The sequence below is a fragment of the Trueperella sp. HMSC08B05 genome, from assembly GCF_001808405.1.
GTDB lineage: Bacteria > Actinomycetota > Actinomycetes > Actinomycetales > Actinomycetaceae > Trueperella > Trueperella bernardiae.
In genome coordinates this window covers 1-23355 of sequence record NZ_KV793248.1, presented here as the reverse complement: position 1 = coordinate 23355, position 23355 = coordinate 1, and the positions used below count along the sequence as shown (strand labels likewise).

The window sequence follows — 23355 nt, the reverse complement described above, 5'->3', positions numbered from 1 at the left end:
CTCAAACGGAACAAAACCTGGGACACTTCACATCACCAGTAGCAGCCCCCAGCAACATCGCTTTCACCTGAGCTGCAGACAGTTCATTTCGTTTGTCTAACTCGCCCATGACTGCCTCATCCTAGTCGTCATTAAGACCCTGCTACCGAGCTAAAAGCACGCACTTCCAATACGGTTCGCGTTTGATAACGTCTTCCAATTTAGTTTCGTGTCGAAAACTCGACGATCGAGTACCGGAAATTATCGACGAGGTATAGCTCCCCTTCTTGGGCTTTGCGTAGCTCCAGCTTACGATACCCACCCGCGAGGTTACGTGAGCCAGCGTATGAGACCCAGCGTTGCCACAACCCACGAGCATTGCCGGATGCGGAACCAATATAAGGTTTCCCGGTGTGTCGAATTCAAGGTGCAAAAGCCAACGGGTGGAAACAAGCTGTCAACCAACTAGTTTATTTGGCTCCCAAGAAGAGAAGCGTAAGTGGGGTTGTTTTTGAGCTGCTCGTGGGCCCCGTCAGCAACAATGCGCCCATCCTCAAGAACAATAATGTGGTCAGCAATCCGGATAGAAGCAAGCCGGTGAGCAATAACAACCGTCGTGCGATCAGCCCGCGCGCGGCGAATGTTCTTAGCAATAGACGTTTCAAGGAACGGATCGATATTAGCTAACGGCTCGTCAAGGATGAGCATATCCGGGTTGCGCAAGAATGCACGCGCAATCCCAACGCGCTGGCGCTCCCCTCCAGAAAGCGTGGTTCCTCTATCACCCACCCTCGCGTCAAGCCCGCCAAGCGAAGTCACCAACTCGCTAATGTCCGCATCGGCAAGAGCCCGCCAAATATCCTCATCAGAAGCATTAGGGTTCGCCAAAATAAGATTATCGCGCACAGTTCCAGCAAAAATATGACAGTCCTGAGGCACCAGGGCCAGTCTGTCTCGGTAGCGGTTCGGCTCATAGCCACGCAAATTCTTCCCATCGAAACGCAGCTGCCCCGACCGCGGATCCAAATAGCGCATAGCGAGATTAGCCAAAGTAGTTTTACCCGCCCCAGACTTACCAACTATCGCCACAGAACGTTGCGGAGTAGCAGTAAGGCTGACTTTGTTGATAACCGGAAGCTCCGGCTGGTAGGCAAACACCGCGTTATCAACAACAAGACAGTTCTCCTCCCCGTCATAGGCGGTGTGGTGCGGTTCAGGTACAGCAGGAATCGGGTCTTTCACGTGAAGAATCGTATTGATCCGGTGTGCACAGGCACCGATCTCTCCAACGCGCCCAAGCATTCCCACCAACGTGGTGGCCGGCGTGGGTACAAGCCCCGCCAAAACCACAGCAACGGGAAGTATCGCCGCATCCAAACTGCCGTCAAGCACACGTCCAGTGAGGATAATTAACAAAATGGTAGATCCGATCGTGGTAACGATCATCGCGAACGCTGACTCCCACGCTTGCCGCATGGTTTGCGCATTTTTTGTGGCCTGCACTTGACGTGTCAAGTCAAGAATAAGCTGATTTTGTTTCTCAACCATTCCGAGGGAACGCAACTCGCGTTGCCCCTGAATGGAGTCCAACACCGCAACCCGCAACCCGGCTAGCTGACTACGCATCTGTGTGCCCTGCATACGCTGAATGGGCATGAGAATGAAGGGGAATACGATCATAGCGATAGTGGGAACTAGCATGATCAGCCCCAGCGGCCCCACAAAGCTAACAAGAACACCAGTGAACACTACTGGCGAGAACACCGCGCAGATTGCGGTAGACGCAGTGTGCGCATAAAACCACTCAAGCTGTTCCGCATCATTCATGGCCGCTGACGCCACATCGCCAGTGCGTTTCCCGTGGAGCCCGAGTGGTGCGATTCGTTCGATAGCCCCATAGATGTGCACTCGCAAAGTGTGCAAAATTCGATAGGCAACTTCGTGCGACCACCACACTTCAAACAGGGTACTGGCCGCATGAACCACCACCAAAGTGAACAGCAAAGTCACCAGCGGCGTGAGGTCATGAGCCGGGTCAAGAATGAACCGGGTTGAAACCCACACGGACGTAACCGACACACCCACAACACTGATTTGCGCCAAAGCGGTAACGATCGTGGAGGAAACGAAAAGAGGAACACATTCGCGTAGCCGTTTCATCAGCGCAATGAAGTCGCTAAACGCAGAAAACATGGCGGATCAGGCTCCTAACTGTGCGTCGATAAGCTGTGACCACGCGTTGTCTTCACCAGCCAGAATCTGGGGTGCACCAGCGCAGAGCACGCGGCCATCTCCCATCACCACAACGTGATCCGTTTGCGCAGCGGCATCCGTGCGGTGGGTGACCAGAATAAGCGTGAGATCCGGATAAGCGCGGCGAATATTGGAAAGCACAGCGGTTTCCGTCTGGGTATCTAACGCTGACGTAGATTCATCGAGGATCAGCAGTGGACACTGGCGAATCAGAGCACGCGCAATCGCTAACCGCTGTTTCTGCCCGCCAGAAAGATTGTGGGCATGCTCCTCAATCACCAAGTCAAGCACACTATCATTTCCTGCTTGACCGCTGACATCCTGGTGCAAATCGTTAGCGCAGGCCAAAGTTAAGGCGTTCATCATTGCCTCGTCATCCGCTTTCGGGTTAGCTTCAGCCAATATGGATCTGATAGTTCCAGGGAAAATAATGGGATCTTGCGGAACCAGGGTAGCTACCTGCGCAATGTTCAGTTGGTCTGCTGGCACGCCGCCAACCGTGATCGTTCCACTATTGGGATGGTCAAAACCCATCAGTAGCCCTAATGCTGTGGATTTACCTGACCCGGACAGACCAACCAGAGCAGTTGTCTTCCCTGGCAGCGCGTCGAACGTAACGTTTGAAAGCGCGGGCTTCGTCGCACTCAAATACGTGTAGCTGGTATCAATGAAGGACACCCCGGTGCCATCATGGTGACGTTCAACCGTTGCGGAGGGTTTGGTTTGGACACCCTCTTGATCGAATAGTTCACTCATTGCTGGCAGAGCAGAAATCCCGAAGAATGCCTCATGCCAACACGTTGACAATGCAGTGAATGGGCGAAACAGCTCAATCGATAACAAAGTGATGATGAACAAGTGGTTCATCGGCATATCGCCGGCCCGTATCAAGCTGATAGCAATAACCAGGCCAAGAGCAGGACCAAGCACCTTCATCATGCTGGACAGGCCAGTTTCCCCCAGCGAAAGGCGAAGCTGGCCCATTGTTGTTGACAACAATTGGCGTGATTGCTTAGCTAGTTTTTCACCGTGATTTTGGGCGGCCCCAAACGATTTCAGCGTTGCCATTCCCATCATGGCGTCAACAAAGTCCGCGTTGAGATCCTCATACGCGATCCAGTGGGACTGCCCCCGATCGGAAAGGGCTTTGTCCCATAGCCGTGGGATAGCGATAATAGCGACGCCGCAGATCAATAGCGCTCCCGCAATCAATGGGCTGATTGCTCCGATAGCTATCGTCAACCCTGTAGCGGTAATAACAGTGACCGCCAGCTGGGTGAAGTATTTAACGAAGTAGGGCTCCACTGCCTCGACCCCATCAGTCACAACCGACTGGATTTGCCCAGAACGGCCAAACCCCGCCCGCATGGGACCGCGAGCGTCGATTTGTTCAAGGAGGGCACGGCGCAACCGGCTTTTCACCACCAGTCCGGCACGGTTTTGTAACAGTTGCCCGCCCACCTGCACTAGTGGGCGAACCAAAAGCAGGATGACGATAGTTACGATCAGGCCCATCACTGTAGGCATGTGGCGGGTAGTGAGTAGTTCATTAAACAGGATCGCGTTACATACCGCAGTGGCGATGAACAAGCCAGAGACGAGGACGCCCACTAAAACGGCGGGAGTCAACATCCTCACGGATAGCCCGGCTGCGCGCATCACTAAACGCTGCTTCATGAACATGGTTATCCACCTTCGCGTGTCTGAAGAAAGCAGGACTAGCCACAAAACTAACCTTAGGTTAAGCTTACCTAAGTGCAGTTTGGCATGTTTCTCTCAGCATGACAAGAGCGCACAGCTTTATCACACCAGCCAGGAGGGCTTGTGAACCCGCAGATTTTGCAGCGCAATGAGGTATGCGCGGGCAATGCCCAGCTTCTAGAACAGATCCGCTTATCTGAGGGAAATCTGCTCCACGTCAGTGGCGGAACTGCTCTGACCACGCAAATCCATGGGGGTTATGTTGCGACAGGTAGTGCGAGTATGAAAGGCATGAGCGCACCATGTTAACTAAGCGCTATCAACGCCTTGTCCTAGCCGCCGCGTTATCCATCCTGCTGGTGTGCGCCCTTGTTGTTGCGGTAATCGTAGGAGCCACTGACATCTCCCTATACGCAGCGCTCGAAGGGATCAAAACCACCCTATTACACACGCCCACCAATGACGTTGACACCCAAATCATCGGGCAGGTCCGATTCCCCCGCGCTGTTCTTGGAGCAATAGTTGGTGCCGGACTTGGCATATGCGGCCTCATCACCCAGTCACTCTTACGCAACCCGCTGGGCGATCCCTACATCCTCGGCATTTCGTCGGGTGCATCTGCCGGCGCGGCCGCCGTAATTGTTCTGGGCACCTCCAGCAGTGTGCTATCCGCACTGGGCGTCACCATCGGCGCTTTTCTTGGGGCACTAGCAGCCATCATTCTCGTCACCCTTCTGGCCTCGGCCGGTGGGAAAATCACTCCCACGCGCATCATTTTTGCTGGCATGGCAACCACCTACCTGTTTTCAGCGCTGACCAGCCTGATCACACTCATGGCAAAAAACGCTGCCGGAACCAAATCAGTCATGTTCTGGACGCTCGGCTCTCTATCCAATGCCACTTGGGGTGACACCGCACTTGCCACCGCGGTGGTCATTGTCGCCCTCGCCTGCTTCGCAATATGGGGCAGGAGGGTAGACATACTCAACCTTGGTGACGACACAGCAATCTCACTAGGGACAAGCCCCCGCCTCTACCGCAACCTACTGTTCCTCGTCGTAGCCTTAACCGTTGCCGTCCTCGTGTCCCTCACCGGAGCAATCGGCTTCGTTGGCCTTGTGGTTCCCCACATCACCAAACAACTGGTTGGCTCCACAACGCGGGCCGCACTACCCATCGCCGCCTTGTGCGGCGCACTCCTAGTTGTCATAGCCGACACCTGCACTCGCATCATAATCCGACCCGCCGAAATACCTATTGGCATCCTTACCGCGCTTGTAGGAACTCCGATGCTAATGGCCCTAATCAAAAGATATTCCAAATAGAAAACAGAAAGGAAAACCCGTGATGATGAAGAAACAAATCATCGCCGGCACTCTCGGCGTTATGCTCGCCGCTGGCGCGCTAACCGCCTGCTCAGAAACTGATAATCCCAACACCAACGCTGAAAACGACGCTATTACCATCAACAACTGCGGAGTAGAAACAACCTTCAACACTCACCCGAAGAAAACCGTTTCGATGGGTGTAACCGGCTTGGCCTACCTGTTCGCCGCTGGCGCGCAGGACTCCATCATCGGCCGCGCCAACGAATGGGGCGAAGAACCACCAGCGTGGATTGGCTCAAAAGCAGACAGTATCGACGTGCTTTCCAACGAGTCCATCTCAATGGAAGCGCTGCTGAAACTAGAGCCCGACCTGGCCTACGGTGGCGGGTTCAGCTCTGAAAACTCAAGCCCTGAGGCAGTCGCAGCGAAAGGCATCCCTGCCATCGTTGACGCACCAGAATGCTCCTACTTCTACCCGGATCAACCAGAAAACGAGTCCTTCGACGCGATCTTGGCAGAAGTGACCCAGCTCGGCAAGCTCATGGGCACGTCAGACAAAGCCGACGCCACGGTTGCTGATCTCAAAGCCCAACTTGAGCAAGTCAGAAGCGAAAAAATCGGTAAAGGACGCAAAGTTTCCTACGCCTACTACTACGGGGAAGATCCTGAGCTGTTCAGCTACGGCAACCAGGGCGTGGTGGGAGAAATCAACAAAACCCTCAACCTAGAAACCGCAATTGACCCGAACTACCACCCACACCAAGGCCCCATTGCTCCTGAAGCTTTCGTCAAATCAGACCCCGACGTCATCATCGTGCTCACCGGCATGGGCGGGGCTACAAAAGAAAGCTCCCTAGAACGCCTCGCGAAAATTCCCGGCTACAACGACATGAAAGCCGTGAAGAACGGCAACATCATCTACGCCGAATCAGCTGCTGCCTACGCCTCGCCCACGGCAATACACGGCACCCTTGAGCTAGCCAAGCAGTTGAAGGAACTAGGGAAATAAACCGATGAGCGATTCTCCCCTCAAGATAGAAAACGCTAGCGTCCGGTTTGGGGACAACCAAGTCCTCACCAACGTCTCTTTTGAGGTACCTCGAGGACAAATCCTCGGAATCGCCGGGCCTAATGGCTCTGGAAAAACCACCCTCATGAGATCCCTATTCGCTGCGCAAAAACTATCCGAGGGGAGAATCACCATCAACGGTGATCCACTGAGCACACTCAGTCCAGGCCAAGTTGCCAGACGCATCGCGGTCGTTTCGCAATTCGAACAAGACATGGACCAAACCCGCGTCATTGACATCGTGCTACTTGGACGAGCACCCCACCGCAAAGACATCCAAGGCTACAACGCCACCGACCATAAAATTGCGCGCGAAGCCCTCGAAGCTGTCGGAATGAGCTATGCCCAAGACCGATACGTTCACACTCTTTCTGGAGGAGAACGCCAGCGCGTCCTCATCGCCCGCTCACTCGCTCAACAATGCAAATGCATCCTTCTTGATGAGCCCACTAATCATCTGGACGTCAAATACCAACACCAAATTCTCAGTGTCATCAGGAAAGTCAGCGACACCGCCGTTATTATCCTGCACGACCTCAACCTCGTTGCACGCTACTGCGACAACGCCATCATCCTCAAAAACGGACACCTGCATACCAAGGGAAACCCGACGGAAATCCTAACGCCGCAACTTATCCGCGAAGTCTACGGCGTCAGCGCCACCGAAGTAAACGATGCGGGCACTAAACAATTCAGCTTCAAGCCATTGCAGGAACCGCTGCACCTCAACCGTTGATAACCTGCAGGCAGGCACTCACTTTCTCCTCACCGAACAGCCGGCAAGCCTCCACCTTTTGTAATCGCCGCGCGGTTTAGTAAACTGGGCGTGATCCCTCGCGTGACGGTATCACCCGAACCTCCCCAGGGCCGGAAGGCAGCAAGGATACGGTAGCTCTGCCGGGTACGTGAGGGATCGGCTTTGGTGTAGTGTCAGCCGATGCGGCTGAGCGTGTGGACGGGGATCTTCTCGGCCCCGACCTCCTCGGCGAACTCGTCGAGGACGATGAAGGGGATCTCGGCGGCAGTCTGGATCTCGCCGTGCGGGGCGGCGTCGGCGGGGATCTCCAGGTGGTTGGTGATCAGGTTCCGGGTGGCGTCCATCGCGGGTCCTCCTTGGCCTTGGTGGGATGTGGGTTAGATCTGGGTCAGGGCCCAGGCGATGGCGTGCCCGGCGTCTGCGAAAAGGTGGTCGGCCTCGGCGATGAGCTCCAGGGCGCATTCGCTGCGGCCGCGTGCGTTCGGGCCGAAGCCGTCGATCGGGGCTTCGGTGAGGCGGTAGACCTGGGCGCTGTTGCCGTAGCCGTCTTTCTTGGTCCAGGTCGCGAAGGTGGCCAGCGTGTAGTCGCCGTGTGAGAGGATCGCCCCGTAGGAGTCGACGCGCATCTGCAGGGCTTCGGTGGTGAGCTTCTCGGTGGTGTTCATGGCTGTTGTCCTTTCCTGAGGGGCTGTTCTTTTGTCATGTACATACAGCCATAGGTGCGGGCGCTTATCCAGTCGTATTTGCCCAGATCAGGCACTATTTTTTGGGATCTACAGCACTCGGAGACCGTGGAGAATCAAGGCTTGTGACGAGGGGAAACCCCGCTCGTGGCAGGGTTTCCGGGTGCCAGCAGGTCAGGCGTTGCGATTGATGCGTCAGTTCTCCTTCCTGCTTGCCGGGGTGCGCCAGGCGGCGTCGCCTTCCAGGCCTGCCAGCAAGATGCGGCGTGCCTGCTTGTGTTCGGGGCCGATGAAGCCCAGGGAGAGCAGGAAGCAGCGCATCGTGTACTTGTCATTGCCCGGTGCAGGCGGCGTGGATCGGATCCGGGTTGCCTCCTGGGCGCGCTGGCAGAGCTTTGCCACAAGCGGGATCACCGCCTCGCGTGCCGTCTCCGGCGTAATCGACTCACACCACGGGAACGAGACGGTCTCGTCATCGTTGAACTGCACGGGTGTGGCCGGGATGCCCAGGGCCTTGGCGATCAGTGGCCCTTTGGCCGCTAGGAGCGCTTCGAGGTTGGCGCGAGTGCGCTCACTCCACCCGGTGGTGGGCATCGTGACCGTCAACGCCACCTCGCCCGGGTCGGCGGTTTCAAAGCCCGCCTTGTGTGCGGACTCGAGCACGGCCTGCGCCTCGATACCATCTGGCAGGTAGAGGGTCCAGTCCCGATCCAGCGTGGCGTCTGCGATCTGGTAGGCAAACGAGGGCGTGCCCAGATAGGTGGCCTCGGTGCCAAGGTGATCGGCGAGAAGCTGGGCGAGCTTTTTCCTGCCCGTTTTGTGCGGGGTGAAGGCGAGGATGCTCATGCCACGACCTCCTTCTCGAACCAGGCGGCCACCATGCTGAGGAAACGCGTCGGGTCGTATTCGATCACGCGCACCACCAGCTGGTAGCCGCGAGCTCTGGCAACCCGCAGGGTTTCCTCGGGGTCGTAGACGTTGACTCCGGCTGCGATGAGCTCGCTGATTTCGATGTGTAATTCACTCATGACCAGTCCTTTTCGCTCGATTCCCCGGGGCTGGGGGTGCTTTCGGTCATGTACATACAGCCATACGTTTTTCCGCTTATCCAGTCGTTTTTGCCCTCATCAACGGCTCATTCTCACGCCCCTGTTTTGCCTGCATTTCCGGGGTTTTATTCGCGGTCGCGGTCGACCTGTTTGACCAGATCCAGATACGTGTACTGGGTGTTGCCTCGCTGGCAGGTGATCCCGGCCGCGTCCCCGGTCGCCTCGGCGTAGCGGCGCAGGATCACCGAGGCGTACTTCTCGTCCAACTCCATGCAATACGCGATGCGGTCGGTCTGCTCGGCGGCCATCAGGGTCGAACCGCTGCCAGCGAAGGTGTCGAGGATGATCGCGTTGGCCTGAGTGGAGTTGCGGATCGGATAGGCCAGCAGGTCCAGCGGCTTGGAGGTCGGGTGGTCGGAGTTCTTACGCGGCTTGGCGAAGTTCCAGATCGTAGTCTGTTTCCGGTCAGCGAACCACTTGTGCTTGGCTCCCTGCTTCCACCCGTAGAGCACTGGTTCGTGCTGCCACTGGTACGGCGAGCGTCCCAGCACGAGGGAGTCTTTGACCCAGATGCAGCAGCCGGAGAGTTTGAACCCGGCGTCGATGAACGCTTTGCGGAAGTTCAGCCCTTCGGTGTCGGCGTGGAACACATACGCCGACCCACCCTTGTCGAGAACGCCCGCCATGTTGGTAAACGCGGTGAGCAGGAACTCGTAGAACGAGTCGGCCTTCATCGCATCATTCTTGATCGTGAGCCCGTCGGACGACTCGAAGGCGACATTGTAGGGCGGGTCGGTGAGCACCAGGTTCGCGCTCTTGCCATCCATGAGCACCGCTACATCGTCTGCGTTGGTGGCATCCCCGCAGACCAGCCGGTGCCTGCCGATGGTCCAGATGTCCCCGCGCCTGACGAACGATGCGGCCTCGAGAGCGGCGGTGAGATCGAAGCCGTCATCGGTCACCTCGTCATCGTCGAGGGAACCAATCATCGCCTGGATTTCGTCATCGTCGAAGCCGGTGAGCTCGGCATCAAAGTCGGCCGCGTCCAGGTCGGCGATGAGCAGGGCCAGCTTGGAGTCATCCCAGTCGCCGCTGATCTTGTTCAATGCGACGTTCAGGGCCTTCTCACGGGTCTCGTCCAGTTCGACGACCACGCAGTCAACATCAGTGTGGCCAAGATCAGCGAGCACTTTCAGGCGCTGGTGGCCGCCGACGACGTGGCCGGTGGTGTGGTTGTAGATCACCGGCTCGACATACCCGAACTCCGCCAGCGAGCGCTTGAGCTTGTCGTATTCTGGATCTCCCGGTTTTAGGTCCTTACGCGGGTTGTAGTCGGCGGGCTTGAGCTCACTGATGGGTAGCTGCTTGATGAGCACGGCGGGTCACCTCTTCTCTGAGCTTGTCGGCATATGGCAGTGTCCATTCCCACTCGCTCAGGCCATGGCCCATGTGCCCGCAGGTGGCAAGCTTCGCGTAGATGGGGGCTCTAAGGCCGAGGCGTTCGATCATCGCGGCCGGTCGCAGCGGGAAGATCGCCTGGGCGGCGTCGGTGAGCAGCCAGTCCGAGTGCTGACCTGTGCCGAAGGTGTCGATGTGGAACGCGACCGGGTCGGCCTTACCGATCACATAGGAGATAGCGACGTGGCATTCTTCGGCCAGGCGCGCATCCACCACGGTTTTCGCGATCAGGCGCGCCATGTACGCACCCGTCCGGTCGACCTTGGAGGGGTCCTTACCCGAGAACGCCCCGCCACCATGGGGTGCAAGCCCGCCGTAGGTATCGACCATGAGCTTTCGGCCAGTCAGCCCAGTGTCTGCGGCAGGGCCACCCTCGACGAAACGCCCTGAAGGGTTGATCAGGATTTCGGTGTGTTCGTCGATTTCGATCTCGCGACACGCCGCCGAGATAACCAGCGAAATCAGACGCTGGTTGAAATCCTCCACGTTAATGCCTGGCTTGTGCTGGACCGAGACCACAATCGTGGCGATACGTTTAGGGGTTTCGCCGTCATACTCAACAGTGACCTGGGCTTTCCCGTCCGGGCCGAGCTCTGGAATCTTGCCGTCTGTGAATGCTTGATCGAGACGCTTGCAGATCCGGTGAGCATAAACCAGTGGCAACGGGAGTCGTTCTTCGCTCTCGGCTGTGGCGTAGCCGTAGACGGTGCCTTGATCGCCAGCACCAACCATTACGTGAGAACTCGTATCACCGTGGCGTGCTTCTAAAGATTTATCGACCCCGCCAGCAATATCGCTCGATTGGCAGTGAATTTTGGCGCGGATGCGGAACCGGCGCGGATCATAACCCACATGCTCAAGCGCTGCGCGTACCAGCATCGGAATCTCAAGCTTTGCCTTGCAGGTGATCTCGCCAGCGACATAGATGCGTGCTTTGATTGCCATCACTTCGACAGCCACTCTGGCGGCAGGGTCTTCGTAGAGGGCACGATCCAAAATGCAGTCGGCGATGTAGTCGCACAGCTTGTCCGGGTGCCCGGCGCGCACGCTTTCAGCGGTTTTCAACGACATATACAACTCGCTTTCATAAATTGATATGGGGTGGGAATAAAAAAGTGAGCGCCAGCTGTGCGGGCGCTCACTAAGACGATGATTGAGAAGTGGGTCAGAGTTAAGGCAGCAGGGTATGTTCGATGCCGTCTAGGATCACATCGATGACGAGGTCGTAGTATTCCTCGGACATCGCTTCTTCTTCATCAAGGTGTGAGAGAGGCTCCAGGTAAGAGTTGACAATACTGGTCAGTCCAACAGATTGAGCCATCATAGGCTCAAGCCTGACAAGCATTTCGTGCAGGTTGTGGCGAGGTTGGATTTGATTGGATGCGCGCAGGTTTCTCGCTCCGATCGTGTGGATGATCGAGTTCGCGATAATTGTGTAGGCCACAGGCGAATTGTCACCAAACCCAGCTTCTTGTAGTTTGGCCCAGGCTCCATCGATCATCGGCAAAAACTGTTCAGTGAACTTGCCCCGCGCGAACCTGTCGGTAATCCCTGGATATGCTAACAATGCGGGGCGTAGATTGTGAGCCATAGCTCGAAACCAGGCTTTCCATTCAAGGTCCGGGTCGGGAACTTCAATCCCGACACATACCCGGTCTACAACAGCATCACAAATGGCTTCCTTGTTTGGAAAATAATGATAAATCACTGAGGGAACCACGCCCAGTTCACGGGCAATGTCCCGTACTGACCATCCCTCAACGCCACTGATCGCGCTTAACTGTACAGCTTGTTTGACAATCAGCTCGCGTGATAGCCCAGCCCTTCGCCCCGTTAGCACAGTGTTCATAAGGTGACCCTTAACTTATTCCTTGACCCTTACTAGAACACCATTCTACAATATCCCTAAGTGAAACAGTGTTCTAGTAATGGAGTGTAGTGATGCCTGACCCTCGTAGTAATAAGCCGACACAGAGTTCTATTGATCCAGGAGCGCAAGCGAACCTGGTAGTGGGAATCGTTTTTCTCGCCTTTATGGGGCAAATGATTCTCAATCCGATCATCGCGCCACTGTCACGACAGATCGGATTGCGGGAATGGCATATTGGCGCCACTATCTCTTTGGCAGCGATTGTACTAGCGAGCTTGAGTGCTTATTGGGGGCGAGCTTCCCAACGTGTCGGCGCTAAACGTGTACTCGCTGCCGGGCTTGTGATCGCGATCATCGCTTTGAGCGCCTTCGGTATTGTCTCCTACCTGGGGATGAACCAGGTAGTTGGCGGTGTCGGACTGGTTTTTGGTGTTGTGATCACTCGTGGTTTGCTCTATGGCGGAGGGATTTCAGCGATCGCCCCGACCGCGCAAGCCCACCTGGTCACGCATGCTGCCAGCGAGAACGGGCGGGTAAAAGCACTGGGCATGATTGGAGCGGCTCAAGGGATGGCCTCCATTGTTGGAGGTGTTACTGGAGGTGTGTTAGCCGCTGCTGGTGGCCTGCTCTTACCCTTGGTGGTCATGCCCGTTGTGATGGTGATTGGTCTGGTTGTTCTCTTGGTGAGTTTCGCACCTCAAAGCCAAGGGCAACTTTTTGCAAAGCCTCAACGGATTCGCTTCACTGATCCGCGTGTAGCTCCCTGGCTAGCAACTGGTCTGGTGATGTTTCTTGTGTTTTCTTCTGTTGCTACGATTTTTGGATTCACTGTCCAAGACCGCTTCGCCCTGTCGGCAACTGCGACCGCAGGTATTTCCGCGATTTACCTGACCATCATGGGCGTGACCATGATCATTGCCCAAGCGGTGATTGCTCCAAAGACAGGGTGGGGAGCAGCGAAGCTTTTACGTACTGGTCTGACCATTACACTAGTTGCAACTGTGCTCATTTGGCCTACCTCCTCGCACGCTTTACTGGTTGTCGGGTGTATCGTGCTGGGGGTAGGTATGGGACTGGCGATGCCCGGGTACAACACTGGCCCAACCTTGAAGATGAGTGCAGATGAGCAAGGCGCAGTGGCTGGCATCATTAACGCTAATAATGGGTTGGCGTACGCGATTGCCCCGCTGGCTTCGACCGCCCTTTACGGGTGGAACCCGCTGGCACCCTTCGCCGTCTGTATCGCCTTGATTGCAGTGGTCGTCATCTACGCCCACACCGCACCCGCACTACGCCAATAACTATGAGCGTGCCTGAAGTAGCCGTTCCATCACGTTATCCGCAGGAGTCGGCCCCGAGTAGTCCACCAGCGAGTTGGCTTTGACCACATCGAAAATCTCGTACCAGAGCGTATTCGCCTGCTTGCTAAACGACTGAGACATGGCCACGAATGGGGACGCGATAGCCGCCCCCGTGGTCGGATGCTTACCCAACAGGCCAAAATCGGAGATTGCTTCTTCGCATTGAATGAACCGAGCAAAATTCTGCGCATAAGCCTCAATCAACCGTGGAGCTACGAGTTTTTCGCAGCCGCGCTCCTTGAGCCAGTTCCAGGTATCGCGGTAGATTACGTCAGCACCCAAAGGGTTACCATCACGCTGCACAGCCGCCAAATAAGCCGAAGGTTCTGGCATTACGCTACCTTCAAGATCCCCGCCCGCTTCCAGATCTGGTGGGTCGAGCGACGCGATGTGGAGGACGCGTGCGTCTTTGCCTTCGGTGATCTTCTCAAACGCAGGTGTGGGCTTCGCACCTGAGCCTGCTCTGCGTCCGCCGCGCAGTGTTCCGTCTTTCGCCATGAAATCTCGCCTCCTTCCAGGCGGTTAGCCCGGTGATGGAGGGCTTGGGGGTTAATACCCTGTTTGATTCGGTCTTTTTGTGTACGGTTGGCCCCGCCCGCTGAGGAGCGGCCCAGCTGTGGAGATCCGCTCGCCCCCACCCCCTCGGCAAGCGCGCCACGTCGCCTCGTGCCGGGCGAACGGGGTCGAGGTTGGCACAGGTGAGGGTCGGCAGGGAGGCCGCGACAGGCGGGCACACAGCCCTTTTTAGTAGCTGTAGACCCGAGGGGCTTGCCGCCACCGGTCGCCATCGAGCGCGGACTGGCGCGAGTGGCACGGCTTGCACAGACTGCGCAGGTTCGACTCGTCGTGGGTGCCGCCGTGGTCGAGCGGGATCACGTGGTGGACCTCAGCCACGGGCGTGTACCGGCCACGGGCCAGGCAGTCCTCGCACAACGGGTGGGCTTCGACGTAGGCCGCGCGGATCTTTCGCCACCGGTGGTCGTAGCGTCGGTTGATCTTCGGGTCGCGCTGGTAGGTCCGGTAGCGGGTGTCCTCGGCGCGGGCGTGCTCGGGGCAGAACCGCGTCTCGGTCAGCTCGGGGCAGCCGGGCTGGGAGCACGGGCGCTTGGGTTTGAAAGGCATCCGTCTCACCGCCCCTTGTCGTTCATGGCAACGACCCCCAGACGAACCGTGATGATTCGTCTGGGGGTCGGGACCTACTTTTCAACCACTTACAGCATGCGACAGGCACACCCTGAAAGTCATCCCCTCTTTGCGACACTCATGCGCGCCAGTGCTTTAGTCTCTGCCGAACAAGAGACGCGCGAAGCGGGCAAGGGCGCGCTGCTTTTTGGCGAAGGCAGTCTTGCGTTCGACGTAGAAGTGTTCGGCGACTTTGACGGCGGCGTCCTCGGCGGAGAGGTCGTCGAGGAAGAAGACCTCGAGGACCAGCCGGTCATCGTCGCTGAGGCTTTCCCAGGCCGGGTTGAACCAATCCATGTAGGCCTGCGCTTTTTGGTTGCGGGCTTTGAGCGCGTCGAGGTTGTCGAGGATCGAGCAGACTCTCGCTTCACCGGCGTGCGGGTTGTTGCCCCGTGGCAGGCCGTCGAATCGGGGTGAGCCGATTGAGGTCAGTGAGGCTTTGAGCTCGTTGGCGTACCCGTCGCCTTGCTGGAGAATGACAGCTTGGGTTGCGTAGTCCTGGAGGACGCCGATGGCGGCTTTGCGGTAGTCGAAGTAGTCCCAGATGGGGTGGTCGTTCATGAGTGTGCCTGCTTTCCCAGAGTGTCGGCGACCGCATTGATCAACGCAGCCTGTGTCGTGTCTTTGTTGTCCAGCGCGGCCAGTACCGCCTCATCGAGGGTGTGGTTGGCGGCCAGGTGGGTGATCGTCACCGGCTGGTCTTGTCCCTGGCGGTAGAGCCTTGCGTTGGTCTGTTGGTAGAGCTCCAAGGACCAGGTCAGGGAGAACCAGACCAGGAGGTTGCCGCCTTGCTGGAGGTTGAGCCCGTGTCCGGCTGAGGCCGGGTGGATGAGCGCCAGCGGAATCTCGCGGGCGTTCCACGCTTTGATGTCGGTACTGGTTTTCAGCTCGCGGGCCCCAGGGAAGCGTTCGGTGATGCGCTCACGGTCGTGTTTGAACCAGTAGGCCACGAGCAGCGGCTGACCGTTGGCGGCCTCCACGAGGTCTTCGAGCGCGTCGAGTTTGCGGTCGTGCACCACTACGGTGTTGCCTTCTTCGTCGTAGATCGCGCCGGAGGCCAGCTGTAGCAGCTTGCCTGACAGTGCTGCGGCGTTCGCGGCGTCGATGACCTGCCCGTCGAGGTCGAGCACCATCTCATCTCGCAACCGCTCGTAGGCTTTGCGCTCCTTCGGTTCGAGGTCGACGAGCGTCGTGGTGACCGTCAGCTCGGGCAGGCGCAGGTAGTCGGTGGTGCGCATCGACAAGGTGATGTCGCTGATCGCCTCGTAGATCTCGTCCTCGGCACCGGGTGCGGGCTTGTAGGTGAAGATCTGCTGGCCGTTTCGCCGATCGGGTACGAACCAGCGGTTGCGGTAGTGGGTGATGAACCTGCCGAGGCGCTGGCCCTCATCAAGGAGACGGAACTGCGCCCACAGGTCCATCAGCCCGTTGGCTGCTGGCGTGCCGGTCAGTCCCACGATCCGGGTGAGACGTGGCCGCACGGCGGCGAGTGCTTTGAACCGTTGCGCCCGGTGGTTCTTAAACGAGCTCAGCTCGTCGATGACGACCATGTCGAACGGCCAGGCTTTGCCGAGGTGGCGCACCAGCCAGGGCACGTTTTCGCGGTTGATGACGGTCACCATCGCCTCGGCGGCAAGCGCGTCCACCCGCTGGGCTTTCGACCCCACGGCCACGGCAATGGTGAGCCCGGCGAGGTGGTCCCATTTGGTGGCCTCGGCAGGCCAGGTATCGCGGGCGACTCGCAGGGGTGCCACGATGAGGACCCGGCGGGCCTGGAAGGAGTCCAGCAGCAGATTCCAGATTGCCGTCAAGGTGATCACCGTCTTGCCCAGGCCCATCCCGAGCAGGATCGCGGCCTGCGGGTGGTCTTCAACGAAGGCGGTGGCCTGTCGTTGGTAGTCATGCGGCTCGTAGCGCATCAGCCACCTCCTGGATCGCGTCAATGTTGTCAACGACGGCCGCATCAACGCCGTGATCCTTGAGCTGCTGGATGCGACGGCGTTGGATGGGGCGTGGGAGGCGTCCGGGTGCTTTGAGTTCGACGAAGATGACGCGTCCGCGATGGATGCAGATGCGGTCTGGAACCCCTGCGGTGCCTGGGCTGGTGAATTTCCAGCACAGGCCACCAATCGCCTCAACGGCTTTTTTCAAGTGTTGTTCGATTGCGTGCTCGTTCATGGTTCATGTCCTCTCGTGTGAGAGGCCCATGACGACCTATGACGATGCGATATGGACTTTTCCTAAGGGCTATATTTTCTGCCCTATAGCAAACTCAGATATGGGTCGTCATAGGTCGTCATAAGGCCCGTCTGGCTTAGTTGTCGAACTCGTTCCTCAAGGCCAAACCGTGGACGAACATCCCGTGCATCGTCCTTTTACGTGTGACCCCGTGATGTTCGACGGTGGCGTTGAAATCGACCATGGGACGCGCCCACCCAGAGGTCGACATCGCCCACGCCCGATAGGCCTGATACAGATCCCCGGCCCGTTCCGACAGCCCAGGGTCAAGGTCGCAGTTGGCGTCAAGGAACTGAGCGAACCAGTTGTTCTCTTCCCGATACGCCGCTGATGCCTCCACAACTCGGGCAGGAGCCTTGAGGTGGTAGTCCTCGGCGTGGATGAGGCGCGCGCCCTCCATAATCCAGGCCAGGATCGCCCCGCCTGCCTGCGTGTAGAGGTAGTCGGCGTAGTTCTTGATATCGGATGTGCCTTCGATCTTCGCTTCGAAGGGGATGACGATGAGCCTGCGCCAGATGCCCGCATCCATCGCACCCACCCTGGGCAGATGGTTCGTGTAGAGAATCAAGGTGTGCGAGGGGGTGAAGGCAAACGGTGCCTTGTACTTCTTCTCCGCGTAGATCTGATCGGTGGAGGCCAGCTGCTTGACCACGGAGGTGGACATGCGCACGCCTTCTTCGGATTCGGCAGAGATGATGAGGCGTTTGCCTTTGGCCTCAGCCAGCTCCGGTTTGACGTTGCGCATCCCACCGATCGTGAGCACATCAGCACTCATGTTGCCTGCATACGTGCCTAAGACTCTGGCGATGGTGTTCCAGAACGTCGATTTGCCGTTGCGACCATCTCCGTAAGCGATGACGAGGGCTTCGACGAAGACTTGCCCGATCGCAGCAAGGCCGACGATGCGCTGCACGTAGGCGATGAGCTCGGCATCGCCTTGGAAGAACACCTCGAGGGCTTCCTGCCACAGGTGCGCGCCGTCGGCGCCCGGGTCGAGGCTGGTCTGCTTGGTCACCAGATCCGCCGGATCATGGTCGTGGCGCGACATGGTCCCGTGGCGCAGATCGTAGGTGCCTGATGGGGCGTTGAGCAGATACGGGTCGGCATCGAGCTGCTCAGGGGTGGTCAGCAGCATGGGGCGGGCTTCTTTCAGGCAGTTGGTGATCCCGCGTGATTCTCGGCGTTTGAGCGCGTAGGCCGCATAGGTTTTCGCGTCCTCGAACGCGGCGAACGCCTCCTGTTGGGCGGCGTTGAACATGGCCTGGGCTTTCGCCTTCGACATCGACGCCAACAACATGGCAGCCCCCGTGGCGGCGAGCTGGTCTTTGGCGTCTTCGAGCAGCTCGTGGGCCTCGGCCAGTTGGCGTTCGGTGAGCTCCTGGGCGACGGCTTGGGCAGCGGGAGCGGATTCGTACCAGACACCGTCGTAATAGACGAGCCAGTCGGTGGCCTCCGAGTAGCGCAGCGAGTCCGGGTACGCCTTGGATAGGGCGTGGGCTTGGCCGACGTCGCTGTAATCGGCGGGGCGTACCGAATCCAGGCTCGCCTCAAAATCCTCTGATGGCACATACCCGGGCTGGTTCTCGACCGTCTTGGCGAACCGGGTGGCCGACCGCCAGATCGACTCCACCTCCGCCTCCGGCAGGGGCGGTCACGGCTCGGAACCGGAGACAACGATCGACCCGGTGGTGATGGCGGCGGCCACGGTGATGCGTTTACAAACCGTGGTGTCGCGGGAGATCAGCCCGCGTGACACCGCGGTTGTGACTGTCGGGCGGATCGAGGCCGGGAGCAAAAACAACATCATCCCGGAGTCCGCCTCGCTCGGGCTGAGCGTCCGCAGCTTCAGCGAGACCGTGCGCGAGCGCCTGGTTGCGGGAATCCAGCGCGTCATCGAGGCCGAGGCCGCGGCGTCAAACGCTCCAAGGCCACCGAAGATTGAGTTCGGTGACCGTTTCCCGGTCACCTATAACGACCCGGAGATCACGGAGGAACTGAACGCGGTCTTTGTTGACGCCTTCGGGGAGGACGCGTTTTTCGCACCCGGCGCGCTCTCCGGAAGCGAAGACGTCGGAGTGCTCGCCACAGCCGCGGGGGTGCCGCTTGTGTACTGGATGCTCGGCGGTCACGACGCCGCGGAGTACGCCGCGGCGGAGGCGGCGGGAACGGTCCACACCGATGTGCCGTCGAACCACTCACCGCACTACGCACCCGTCATCGATCCGACGCTGCAGCGCGGTGTTGCAGCGCTTGTGCTCGCCACAAGGCACTGGCTCGACCGCTAGACACAGGCCCGTTTACGCCTTAGATTAATTATGTCTTACATAAATAAATGGTGTGGGCGCCGACGGCGCAGGCCGACTTCTGGAATATGTCGCAGTGGAAGACGAACCGGATGGTTGGTTCATCTATCACGCAATGCCTGCCACAAAGAAAGTTCTGATCGAGGTAGGCCTTGGAGCAAGGAGGTAGCGTCATGAGCACGTACACCGATGTAAACGGGGTTGAGTTCACCGATGAGCAAATTGAGCGCTGGGCGGCAGAGGACGAATCCGAAGCGGGATACACCGGCGACCACCTCGGCCCGTCACGCCCCGGTCGACCCGTCAGCGTCGGAACCGATGTGCGCCCGGTGACTGTGCGGCTCGATGCTGCGCGCCGCGCGAAACTCGAACACTACGCACACTCCCACAGCACGAGCATCTCGCAGGCCGTTCGGAATCTCATCGACGCGATGTAGCCCTCATCAAGGCGACCAAGGCGACCAAGGCGACCAAGGCGACCCGTGACAGCGGATCGTTTTGTGTGCTACGATCACTTCCACGTTCAAGAGTCGTAACCGTAGGTACCTGGCCGGTTACGCGACAACCCGAATCCATCGATTCCCGGGTGTCCCAGGGGAAGAACGGGCTTCATGAAATCTCATGGAGCAAGATTCGATGGGGCGCTTGCCCCAAGAAAGGGGCGTGAGCTCCGTGTCTGCACATCATTTTTCATTTGAGACCGACCAAGACTGGTGGAGCCGGATCGGGCTTGGTTACTCTGGGGTCAAACCCGGCACTCGTTTCGGGAACCGCGTGAGAGCGTCGCTGCTGAAGATCTTGCGCGAGCACCCGCCGGTTGCATTCGCTGGCGGTGACAACGGCGCCACGCTGTCACTTGACGACTTCGCCGCACTGATCGAGGCCGCGGCAGCTGACGCTGTTCGCGCCGGCGAAGAAGGAGAGCGGATCACCGCTGAGACCCTCCGTGAAGAGGGGAGCGCGCGGGTTGAGCAGGCGTACGCGATGCCCGACGCTGATTCGCTGATCACCGAGGGGCGCTGGGCCGGGCTCACGAAGGGCGAGGCGTTTGCGTGGTGCTGGGCGCTTTTCGAGTACGAACCGCACGGCTTCGTCCACCCCAACTCGCAGGTCCGGGTGGAGAGCCGGGCGAAACTTGCGCAGGGCGAACTGCCGTCGGTGTTTGGTTACCCGGAGCGCGCGAAAGAGTTGAAAGCCAGTGGCTTGGATCCCCGCAAGTTCCGGGAGCACCAGGCCGCGCTTGGTGCTCGGAGCTTCGGTTACTCATGAGGTTCGCAATCGCGGAATTGTTAACATAGGCTTGACCTCGTGAGCGAGTGCCGGTTCTGCTCGGCTTGGGGCAGCGACCGGCAGCTCGCGCCGCGCGAGTCTGTGGCGTATGAGGGCGCGGATCGCGGTGCATGATCCACAGTTGAAATAGAGAAAAGAGAGTGAAACGTATGACGAAGCGCGTGAGTGTGATTGTTGGGAGCCTGCGTCGTGGCTCCTTTGCCCGTAAGATTGCGCACAACCTGATTCCGATGTTCCCTGAGGGGTACGAGGCGAAGATCGTGGAGATCCGCGACCTGCCGCTGTACGATTTCGACTACGACGACCCAGAGGTCACCGACAAGCCGGTGCCGGCGGAGTACACGGAGTTCCGCGAGACGATTAAGGCCTCTGACGGGGTGCTGTTTGTGACCCCGGAGAACAACCGCACCATCCCGGCGTGCCTGAAAAACGCGGTGGATATTGGGTCGAAACCCAACGCCGACGTTGCGTGGAAGGGACTCCCGGCGGGAATTGTGAGCCACTCTGTTGGACGCATGGGCGGGTACTCGTCGCAGAAGAACCTGCGCCTTGCGCTTTCCTACTTCGACATGCCAACGCTTGGCCAGCCCGAGGTGTTCCTGTCGCAGTCGCCTGAGCTTTTCGGTGACGGGGATAAGATCACCCGCGAGTCAACCGTTGAGTTCCTGCAGAAATACATTGACCGCTTCGCTGAGCTGATCGAAAAAACCAGCCGCGATTAGTTTTCGCGGGCGCGTAACCCAAAGGCGAGGGGGAAACCGAACACGTTTCGGTTTCCCCCTCGTTTGTTGTGTGGCAGTTTTGTGTCGCCGCGGCCGCGCGGTGGCGCAGGCGCTAGCTGTCTGCGCCCCCTGCGTCAGTTGCCGCCTCGGCCCGCAACGCCTCGACAAGCGCCTCGTGTGCGTCCCAGATTTCGCGCGGCATATCGGGCAGCTCGCGCAGGTGCTCAGCGCGGTGATCGGTTTCCTGCAGCCAGCGTTCAACGTCAACCCGCAGCAGTTTGTCGAGATCCGCCGCGTCGATTTCGAGACCGGTAAAGTCGAGCTCTTCAACAAGCGGGAGCACGCCGATCGGGGTTTTGCGTCCCTTGACTTTGCCGTCGCGGTACTGTGTGAGCCAGTTCAGCGCGCGCAGGTTCTCGCGGAAGCCCGGCCACAGGTAACGACCGGTTTCGGGTTCGCGCTGGAACCAGTTGACGTGGGCAAACATCGGCGTCTCTTTCAGCTGCCCGAGCACTTTAAGCCAGTGTTCGGCGTAGCGACCCTCGGAGTACGAGAAGAACGGACGCATCGACATCGGGTCGTAACGCAGCTGCCCGTCAAGCCCGTCCGCTGCGAAAGTCGCCTCGGCGCCGAGTGTCAGCCCGTCGTAGACGCCATCAACAAGGTTGTCGATTGCGCGGATCAGCGGTTCACGATCGCGGGTGCGGCCACCGAAGATAATCGCGTCAACGACCACGCCCTCGGGTTTGGAGACGTCTTCGGCGAGGTTCGGGATGCGCTCCAGCGGAATCGTGAAGCGGCTGTTCGGGTGCGCCCACGGTTCGTTTTGCTGCTCGGCGGTGCGGTCGGTGATTTTCGCGCCGGTCCAGTCGAGCCACCCTGCCGGGTCGGCCGGGGGTTCGGGGGTGAGACCCTCCCACCACACCTCGCCGGTGACTTCGTTGTAGGCGGTGTTGGTGAAGATCGTGCCCGATCCCTCAGCGATTGCCGCCATCGCGGTGGGGTTGGAACCCTCGTTGGTGTCTTTTGCGACACCGAAGGCACCGTTTTCGGGGTTGATGGCACGGAGTTTCCCTTCGTCGTCAACCCACATCCAGGCGATGTCGTCGCCGTAAAAATCAACGCGGTAGCGGTCGCCGAGTCCGTTTGGCGGCAGCGTCATCGCGAGGTTGGTTTTCCCTGACGCGCTCGGGAAGCCGCCGCACACGTGCGTGGTGACGCCGGTTTCACGGTCGTGGATCCCAAGCAGCAGGAACTGCTCCGCGAGGAACTTCCCTGAGGCGTAACCGTCGTAGGACGCCTGGCGCAGACCGTGGGCGATTTTACCAAGCAGCGCGTTGCCGCCGTACGCGGAGCCGAAGTGCAAAATGGTGCGCTCGTCTGCGACGGTCACAAACATCCGCTCGTCGGAGTCGGTGCCCTGCTGCAGCGCGGTCAGGTCACCGGTGACGTGCACACCGCGCACGAAGAAGTCCTGGTCGCTGACACCGTCGAAGTGCTCAATTCCGACGCGGGCCATGCGGATCATCTGCAGCACCACGTTGCGGTCGTCGGTGAGCTCAACTCCGAGCGCGAAGTTCGCAAGCGGGGTGCCGGGAGGGGCCATCAGGTACGGCACCACGTACATGGTTTTACCCGCCGAAGCGCCGCGCATGCGGCTCGTCAGCAGCGGTTTGACCTCGCTTGAGTGGCGCCAGTTGTTGTAGCGCCCGCGATCCGCCTCGTCAGCCGTGGCGACAAAGGTGCGCTCTTCGGTGCGGGCGGTGTCTTTCGGGTGTGACCGTGAGTAGTAGCGACCTTTGCCTGCGCGCAGCATTTCGCCGGCGGCGATGGCCTCTTCGAGCAGCCTGGCGTCATCCGCTGCTGAGACGAGCTCGATCTTTTCAGGATTGGTGATCTCTGCCCACTCGCTCACAAAAGCGCGAACGCTTTCCACGTGAATCTCTGGAGGAACTTGAAATTGCTTTGATGCGGTCACCAGGCGCCCTCATTCATTCTTTAGTTTCCGGGTCTCACTTGTGATCTCTACCGTAGTACGTCGAGTCTGACAGCACCATAAGTATCCCCTTTGAGTCTTGGGTTTGGAGTGGCCTAAGAATTAGGCCCACTCGG

Annotated in this window: 23 protein-coding genes, 1 other RNA gene, 1 pseudogene and 1 riboswitch; of the genes and pseudogenes, 9 read left to right on the top strand and 16 right to left on the bottom strand. The window is 58.8% G+C overall.

Annotated features, from left to right (window positions below; translation table 11 throughout):
- Positions 1–444: 444 nt before the first annotated feature.
- Together HMPREF3167_RS06085 and HMPREF3167_RS06080 are read right to left on the bottom strand one after the other, a co-directional pair.
- Positions 445–2172: an ABC transporter ATP-binding protein gene (locus HMPREF3167_RS06085; RefSeq protein ID WP_062614289.1), complete on the bottom strand. Its 1728-nt coding sequence runs from the start codon at positions 2170–2172 to the stop codon at positions 445–447.
- Between the two features lie 6 nt (positions 2173–2178).
- The gene (locus HMPREF3167_RS06080; protein WP_068539438.1) at positions 2179–3915 is read right to left on the bottom strand and encodes an ABC transporter ATP-binding protein/permease; all 1737 of its coding nucleotides are present in this window, start codon (positions 3913–3915) and stop codon (positions 2179–2181) included.
- A gap of 320 nt (positions 3916–4235) precedes the next feature.
- Between HMPREF3167_RS06080 and HMPREF3167_RS06075 the strand changes: the two genes are divergently transcribed.
- The 4 genes from HMPREF3167_RS06075 (at position 4236) to ffs (ending at position 7251) form a co-directional block, all read left to right on the top strand.
- Positions 4236–5258 carry a FecCD family ABC transporter permease gene (locus HMPREF3167_RS06075; protein ID WP_068539440.1) on the top strand — a complete coding sequence of 341 codons (1023 nt, stop codon included), beginning with the start codon at positions 4236–4238 and terminating at the stop codon, positions 5256–5258.
- Positions 5259–5280: 22 nt separating this feature from the next.
- The gene (locus HMPREF3167_RS06070) at positions 5281–6270 is read left to right on the top strand and encodes an ABC transporter substrate-binding protein (RefSeq protein WP_062614266.1); all 990 of its coding nucleotides are present in this window, start codon (positions 5281–5283) and stop codon (positions 6268–6270) included.
- Positions 6271–6274: 4 nt separating this feature from the next.
- Complete coding sequence (locus HMPREF3167_RS06065; RefSeq protein ID WP_062614264.1) at positions 6275–7066, top strand: ABC transporter ATP-binding protein; 792 nt, start codon at positions 6275–6277, stop codon at positions 7064–7066.
- An 89-nt stretch (positions 7067–7155) separates the two neighbouring features.
- Positions 7156–7251, top strand: an RNA gene (ffs, locus tag HMPREF3167_RS06060) — signal recognition particle sRNA small type.
- A 9-nt stretch (positions 7252–7260) separates the two neighbouring features.
- Here the strand turns inward: ffs and HMPREF3167_RS06055 are convergent.
- The 7 genes from HMPREF3167_RS06055 to HMPREF3167_RS10070 all read right to left on the bottom strand — a co-directional run bounded on the left by HMPREF3167_RS06055 (position 7261) and on the right by HMPREF3167_RS10070 (position 12126).
- Positions 7261–7431 carry a hypothetical protein gene (locus HMPREF3167_RS06055; protein WP_246825743.1) on the bottom strand — a complete coding sequence of 57 codons (171 nt, stop codon included), beginning with the start codon at positions 7429–7431 and terminating at the stop codon, positions 7261–7263.
- A 33-nt stretch (positions 7432–7464) separates the two neighbouring features.
- Positions 7465–7752 (bottom strand): Nmad4 family putative nucleotide modification protein, encoded by a 288-nt coding sequence (locus tag HMPREF3167_RS06050; protein WP_070446072.1) that lies wholly within the window; start codon positions 7750–7752, stop codon positions 7465–7467.
- Between the two features lie 213 nt (positions 7753–7965).
- Positions 7966–8616 (bottom strand): hypothetical protein, encoded by a 651-nt coding sequence (locus tag HMPREF3167_RS06045; RefSeq protein ID WP_014320309.1) that lies wholly within the window; start codon positions 8614–8616, stop codon positions 7966–7968.
- Positions 8613–8798, bottom strand: a complete 186-nt coding sequence (locus tag HMPREF3167_RS06040; RefSeq protein WP_034375438.1) for a hypothetical protein — start codon at positions 8796–8798, stop codon at positions 8613–8615. The genes HMPREF3167_RS06045 and HMPREF3167_RS06040 overlap by 4 nt, the downstream gene beginning before the upstream one ends.
- Before the next feature lie 146 nt (positions 8799–8944).
- On the bottom strand, positions 8945–10195 hold the full coding sequence (locus HMPREF3167_RS06035; protein ID WP_070446069.1) for a site-specific DNA-methyltransferase: 1251 nt from the start codon (positions 10193–10195) through the stop codon (positions 8945–8947).
- A complete protein-coding gene (gene metK, locus HMPREF3167_RS06030; RefSeq protein WP_070446066.1) occupies positions 10167–11348 on the bottom strand; it encodes a methionine adenosyltransferase in 1182 nt (393 codons plus the stop codon). Before metK ends, HMPREF3167_RS06035 begins: the two co-directional genes overlap by 29 nt.
- 100 nt (positions 11349–11448) lie before the next feature.
- Positions 11449–12126 carry a TetR/AcrR family transcriptional regulator gene (locus HMPREF3167_RS10070; RefSeq protein WP_065422052.1) on the bottom strand — a complete coding sequence of 226 codons (678 nt, stop codon included), beginning with the start codon at positions 12124–12126 and terminating at the stop codon, positions 11449–11451.
- Between the two features lie 92 nt (positions 12127–12218).
- Between HMPREF3167_RS10070 and HMPREF3167_RS06020 the strand changes: the two genes are divergently transcribed.
- On the top strand, positions 12219–13448 hold the full coding sequence (locus HMPREF3167_RS06020; RefSeq protein WP_070446063.1) for an MFS transporter: 1230 nt from the start codon (positions 12219–12221) through the stop codon (positions 13446–13448).
- Here the strand turns inward: HMPREF3167_RS06020 and HMPREF3167_RS06015 are convergent, their stop codons facing one another.
- The 6 genes and pseudogenes from HMPREF3167_RS06015 to HMPREF3167_RS05990 all read right to left on the bottom strand — a co-directional run.
- Complete coding sequence (locus HMPREF3167_RS06015) at positions 13449–14006, bottom strand: P27 family phage terminase small subunit (protein ID WP_042406079.1); 558 nt, start codon at positions 14004–14006, stop codon at positions 13449–13451.
- Positions 14007–14252: 246 nt separating this feature from the next.
- Complete coding sequence (locus HMPREF3167_RS06010; RefSeq protein ID WP_014320314.1) at positions 14253–14630, bottom strand: HNH endonuclease; 378 nt, start codon at positions 14628–14630, stop codon at positions 14253–14255.
- Between the two features lie 156 nt (positions 14631–14786).
- Positions 14787–15251, bottom strand: a complete 465-nt coding sequence (locus HMPREF3167_RS06005; RefSeq protein ID WP_005295537.1) for a hypothetical protein — start codon at positions 15249–15251, stop codon at positions 14787–14789.
- Complete coding sequence (locus tag HMPREF3167_RS06000; RefSeq protein WP_070446059.1) at positions 15248–16609, bottom strand: DEAD/DEAH box helicase; 1362 nt, start codon at positions 16607–16609, stop codon at positions 15248–15250. Before HMPREF3167_RS06000 ends, HMPREF3167_RS06005 begins: the two co-directional genes overlap by 4 nt.
- Positions 16590–16868: a VRR-NUC domain-containing protein gene (locus tag HMPREF3167_RS05995; RefSeq protein ID WP_070446056.1), complete on the bottom strand. Its 279-nt coding sequence runs from the start codon at positions 16866–16868 to the stop codon at positions 16590–16592. The genes HMPREF3167_RS06000 and HMPREF3167_RS05995 overlap by 20 nt, the downstream gene beginning before the upstream one ends.
- A 136-nt stretch (positions 16869–17004) precedes the next feature.
- Positions 17005–18579: pseudogene (locus tag HMPREF3167_RS05990) on the bottom strand (phage/plasmid primase, P4 family); the annotation flags it as partial.
- Between the two features lie 40 nt (positions 18580–18619).
- Here HMPREF3167_RS05990 and HMPREF3167_RS05985 point away from each other — a divergent pair.
- The 4 genes from HMPREF3167_RS05985 (at position 18620) to HMPREF3167_RS05975 (ending at position 21243) form a co-directional block, all read left to right on the top strand.
- The gene (locus tag HMPREF3167_RS05985; protein ID WP_246371059.1) at positions 18620–19213 is read left to right on the top strand and encodes a peptidase dimerization domain-containing protein; all 594 of its coding nucleotides are present in this window, start codon (positions 18620–18622) and stop codon (positions 19211–19213) included.
- A gap of 191 nt (positions 19214–19404) precedes the next feature.
- Positions 19405–19668 (top strand): DNA polymerase II, encoded by a 264-nt coding sequence (locus HMPREF3167_RS05980; protein WP_068539459.1) that lies wholly within the window; start codon positions 19405–19407, stop codon positions 19666–19668.
- A gap of 84 nt (positions 19669–19752) precedes the next feature.
- A riboswitch (SAM riboswitch) is annotated at positions 19753–19870 on the top strand.
- 135 nt (positions 19871–20005) lie between these two features.
- Positions 20006–20500, top strand: a complete 495-nt coding sequence (locus HMPREF3167_RS09640) for a hypothetical protein (RefSeq protein WP_145989895.1) — start codon at positions 20006–20008, stop codon at positions 20498–20500.
- A 170-nt stretch (positions 20501–20670) separates the two neighbouring features.
- A complete protein-coding gene (locus HMPREF3167_RS05975) occupies positions 20671–21243 on the top strand; it encodes an NADPH-dependent FMN reductase (protein WP_019174205.1) in 573 nt (190 codons plus the stop codon).
- Between the two features lie 112 nt (positions 21244–21355).
- On the opposite strand, the gene HMPREF3167_RS05970 is transcribed toward HMPREF3167_RS05975, so the two are convergent.
- Positions 21356–23221 (bottom strand): phosphoenolpyruvate carboxykinase (GTP), encoded by a 1866-nt coding sequence (locus HMPREF3167_RS05970; RefSeq protein ID WP_083281100.1) that lies wholly within the window; start codon positions 23219–23221, stop codon positions 21356–21358.
- Between the last annotated feature and the right edge of the window lie 134 nt (positions 23222–23355).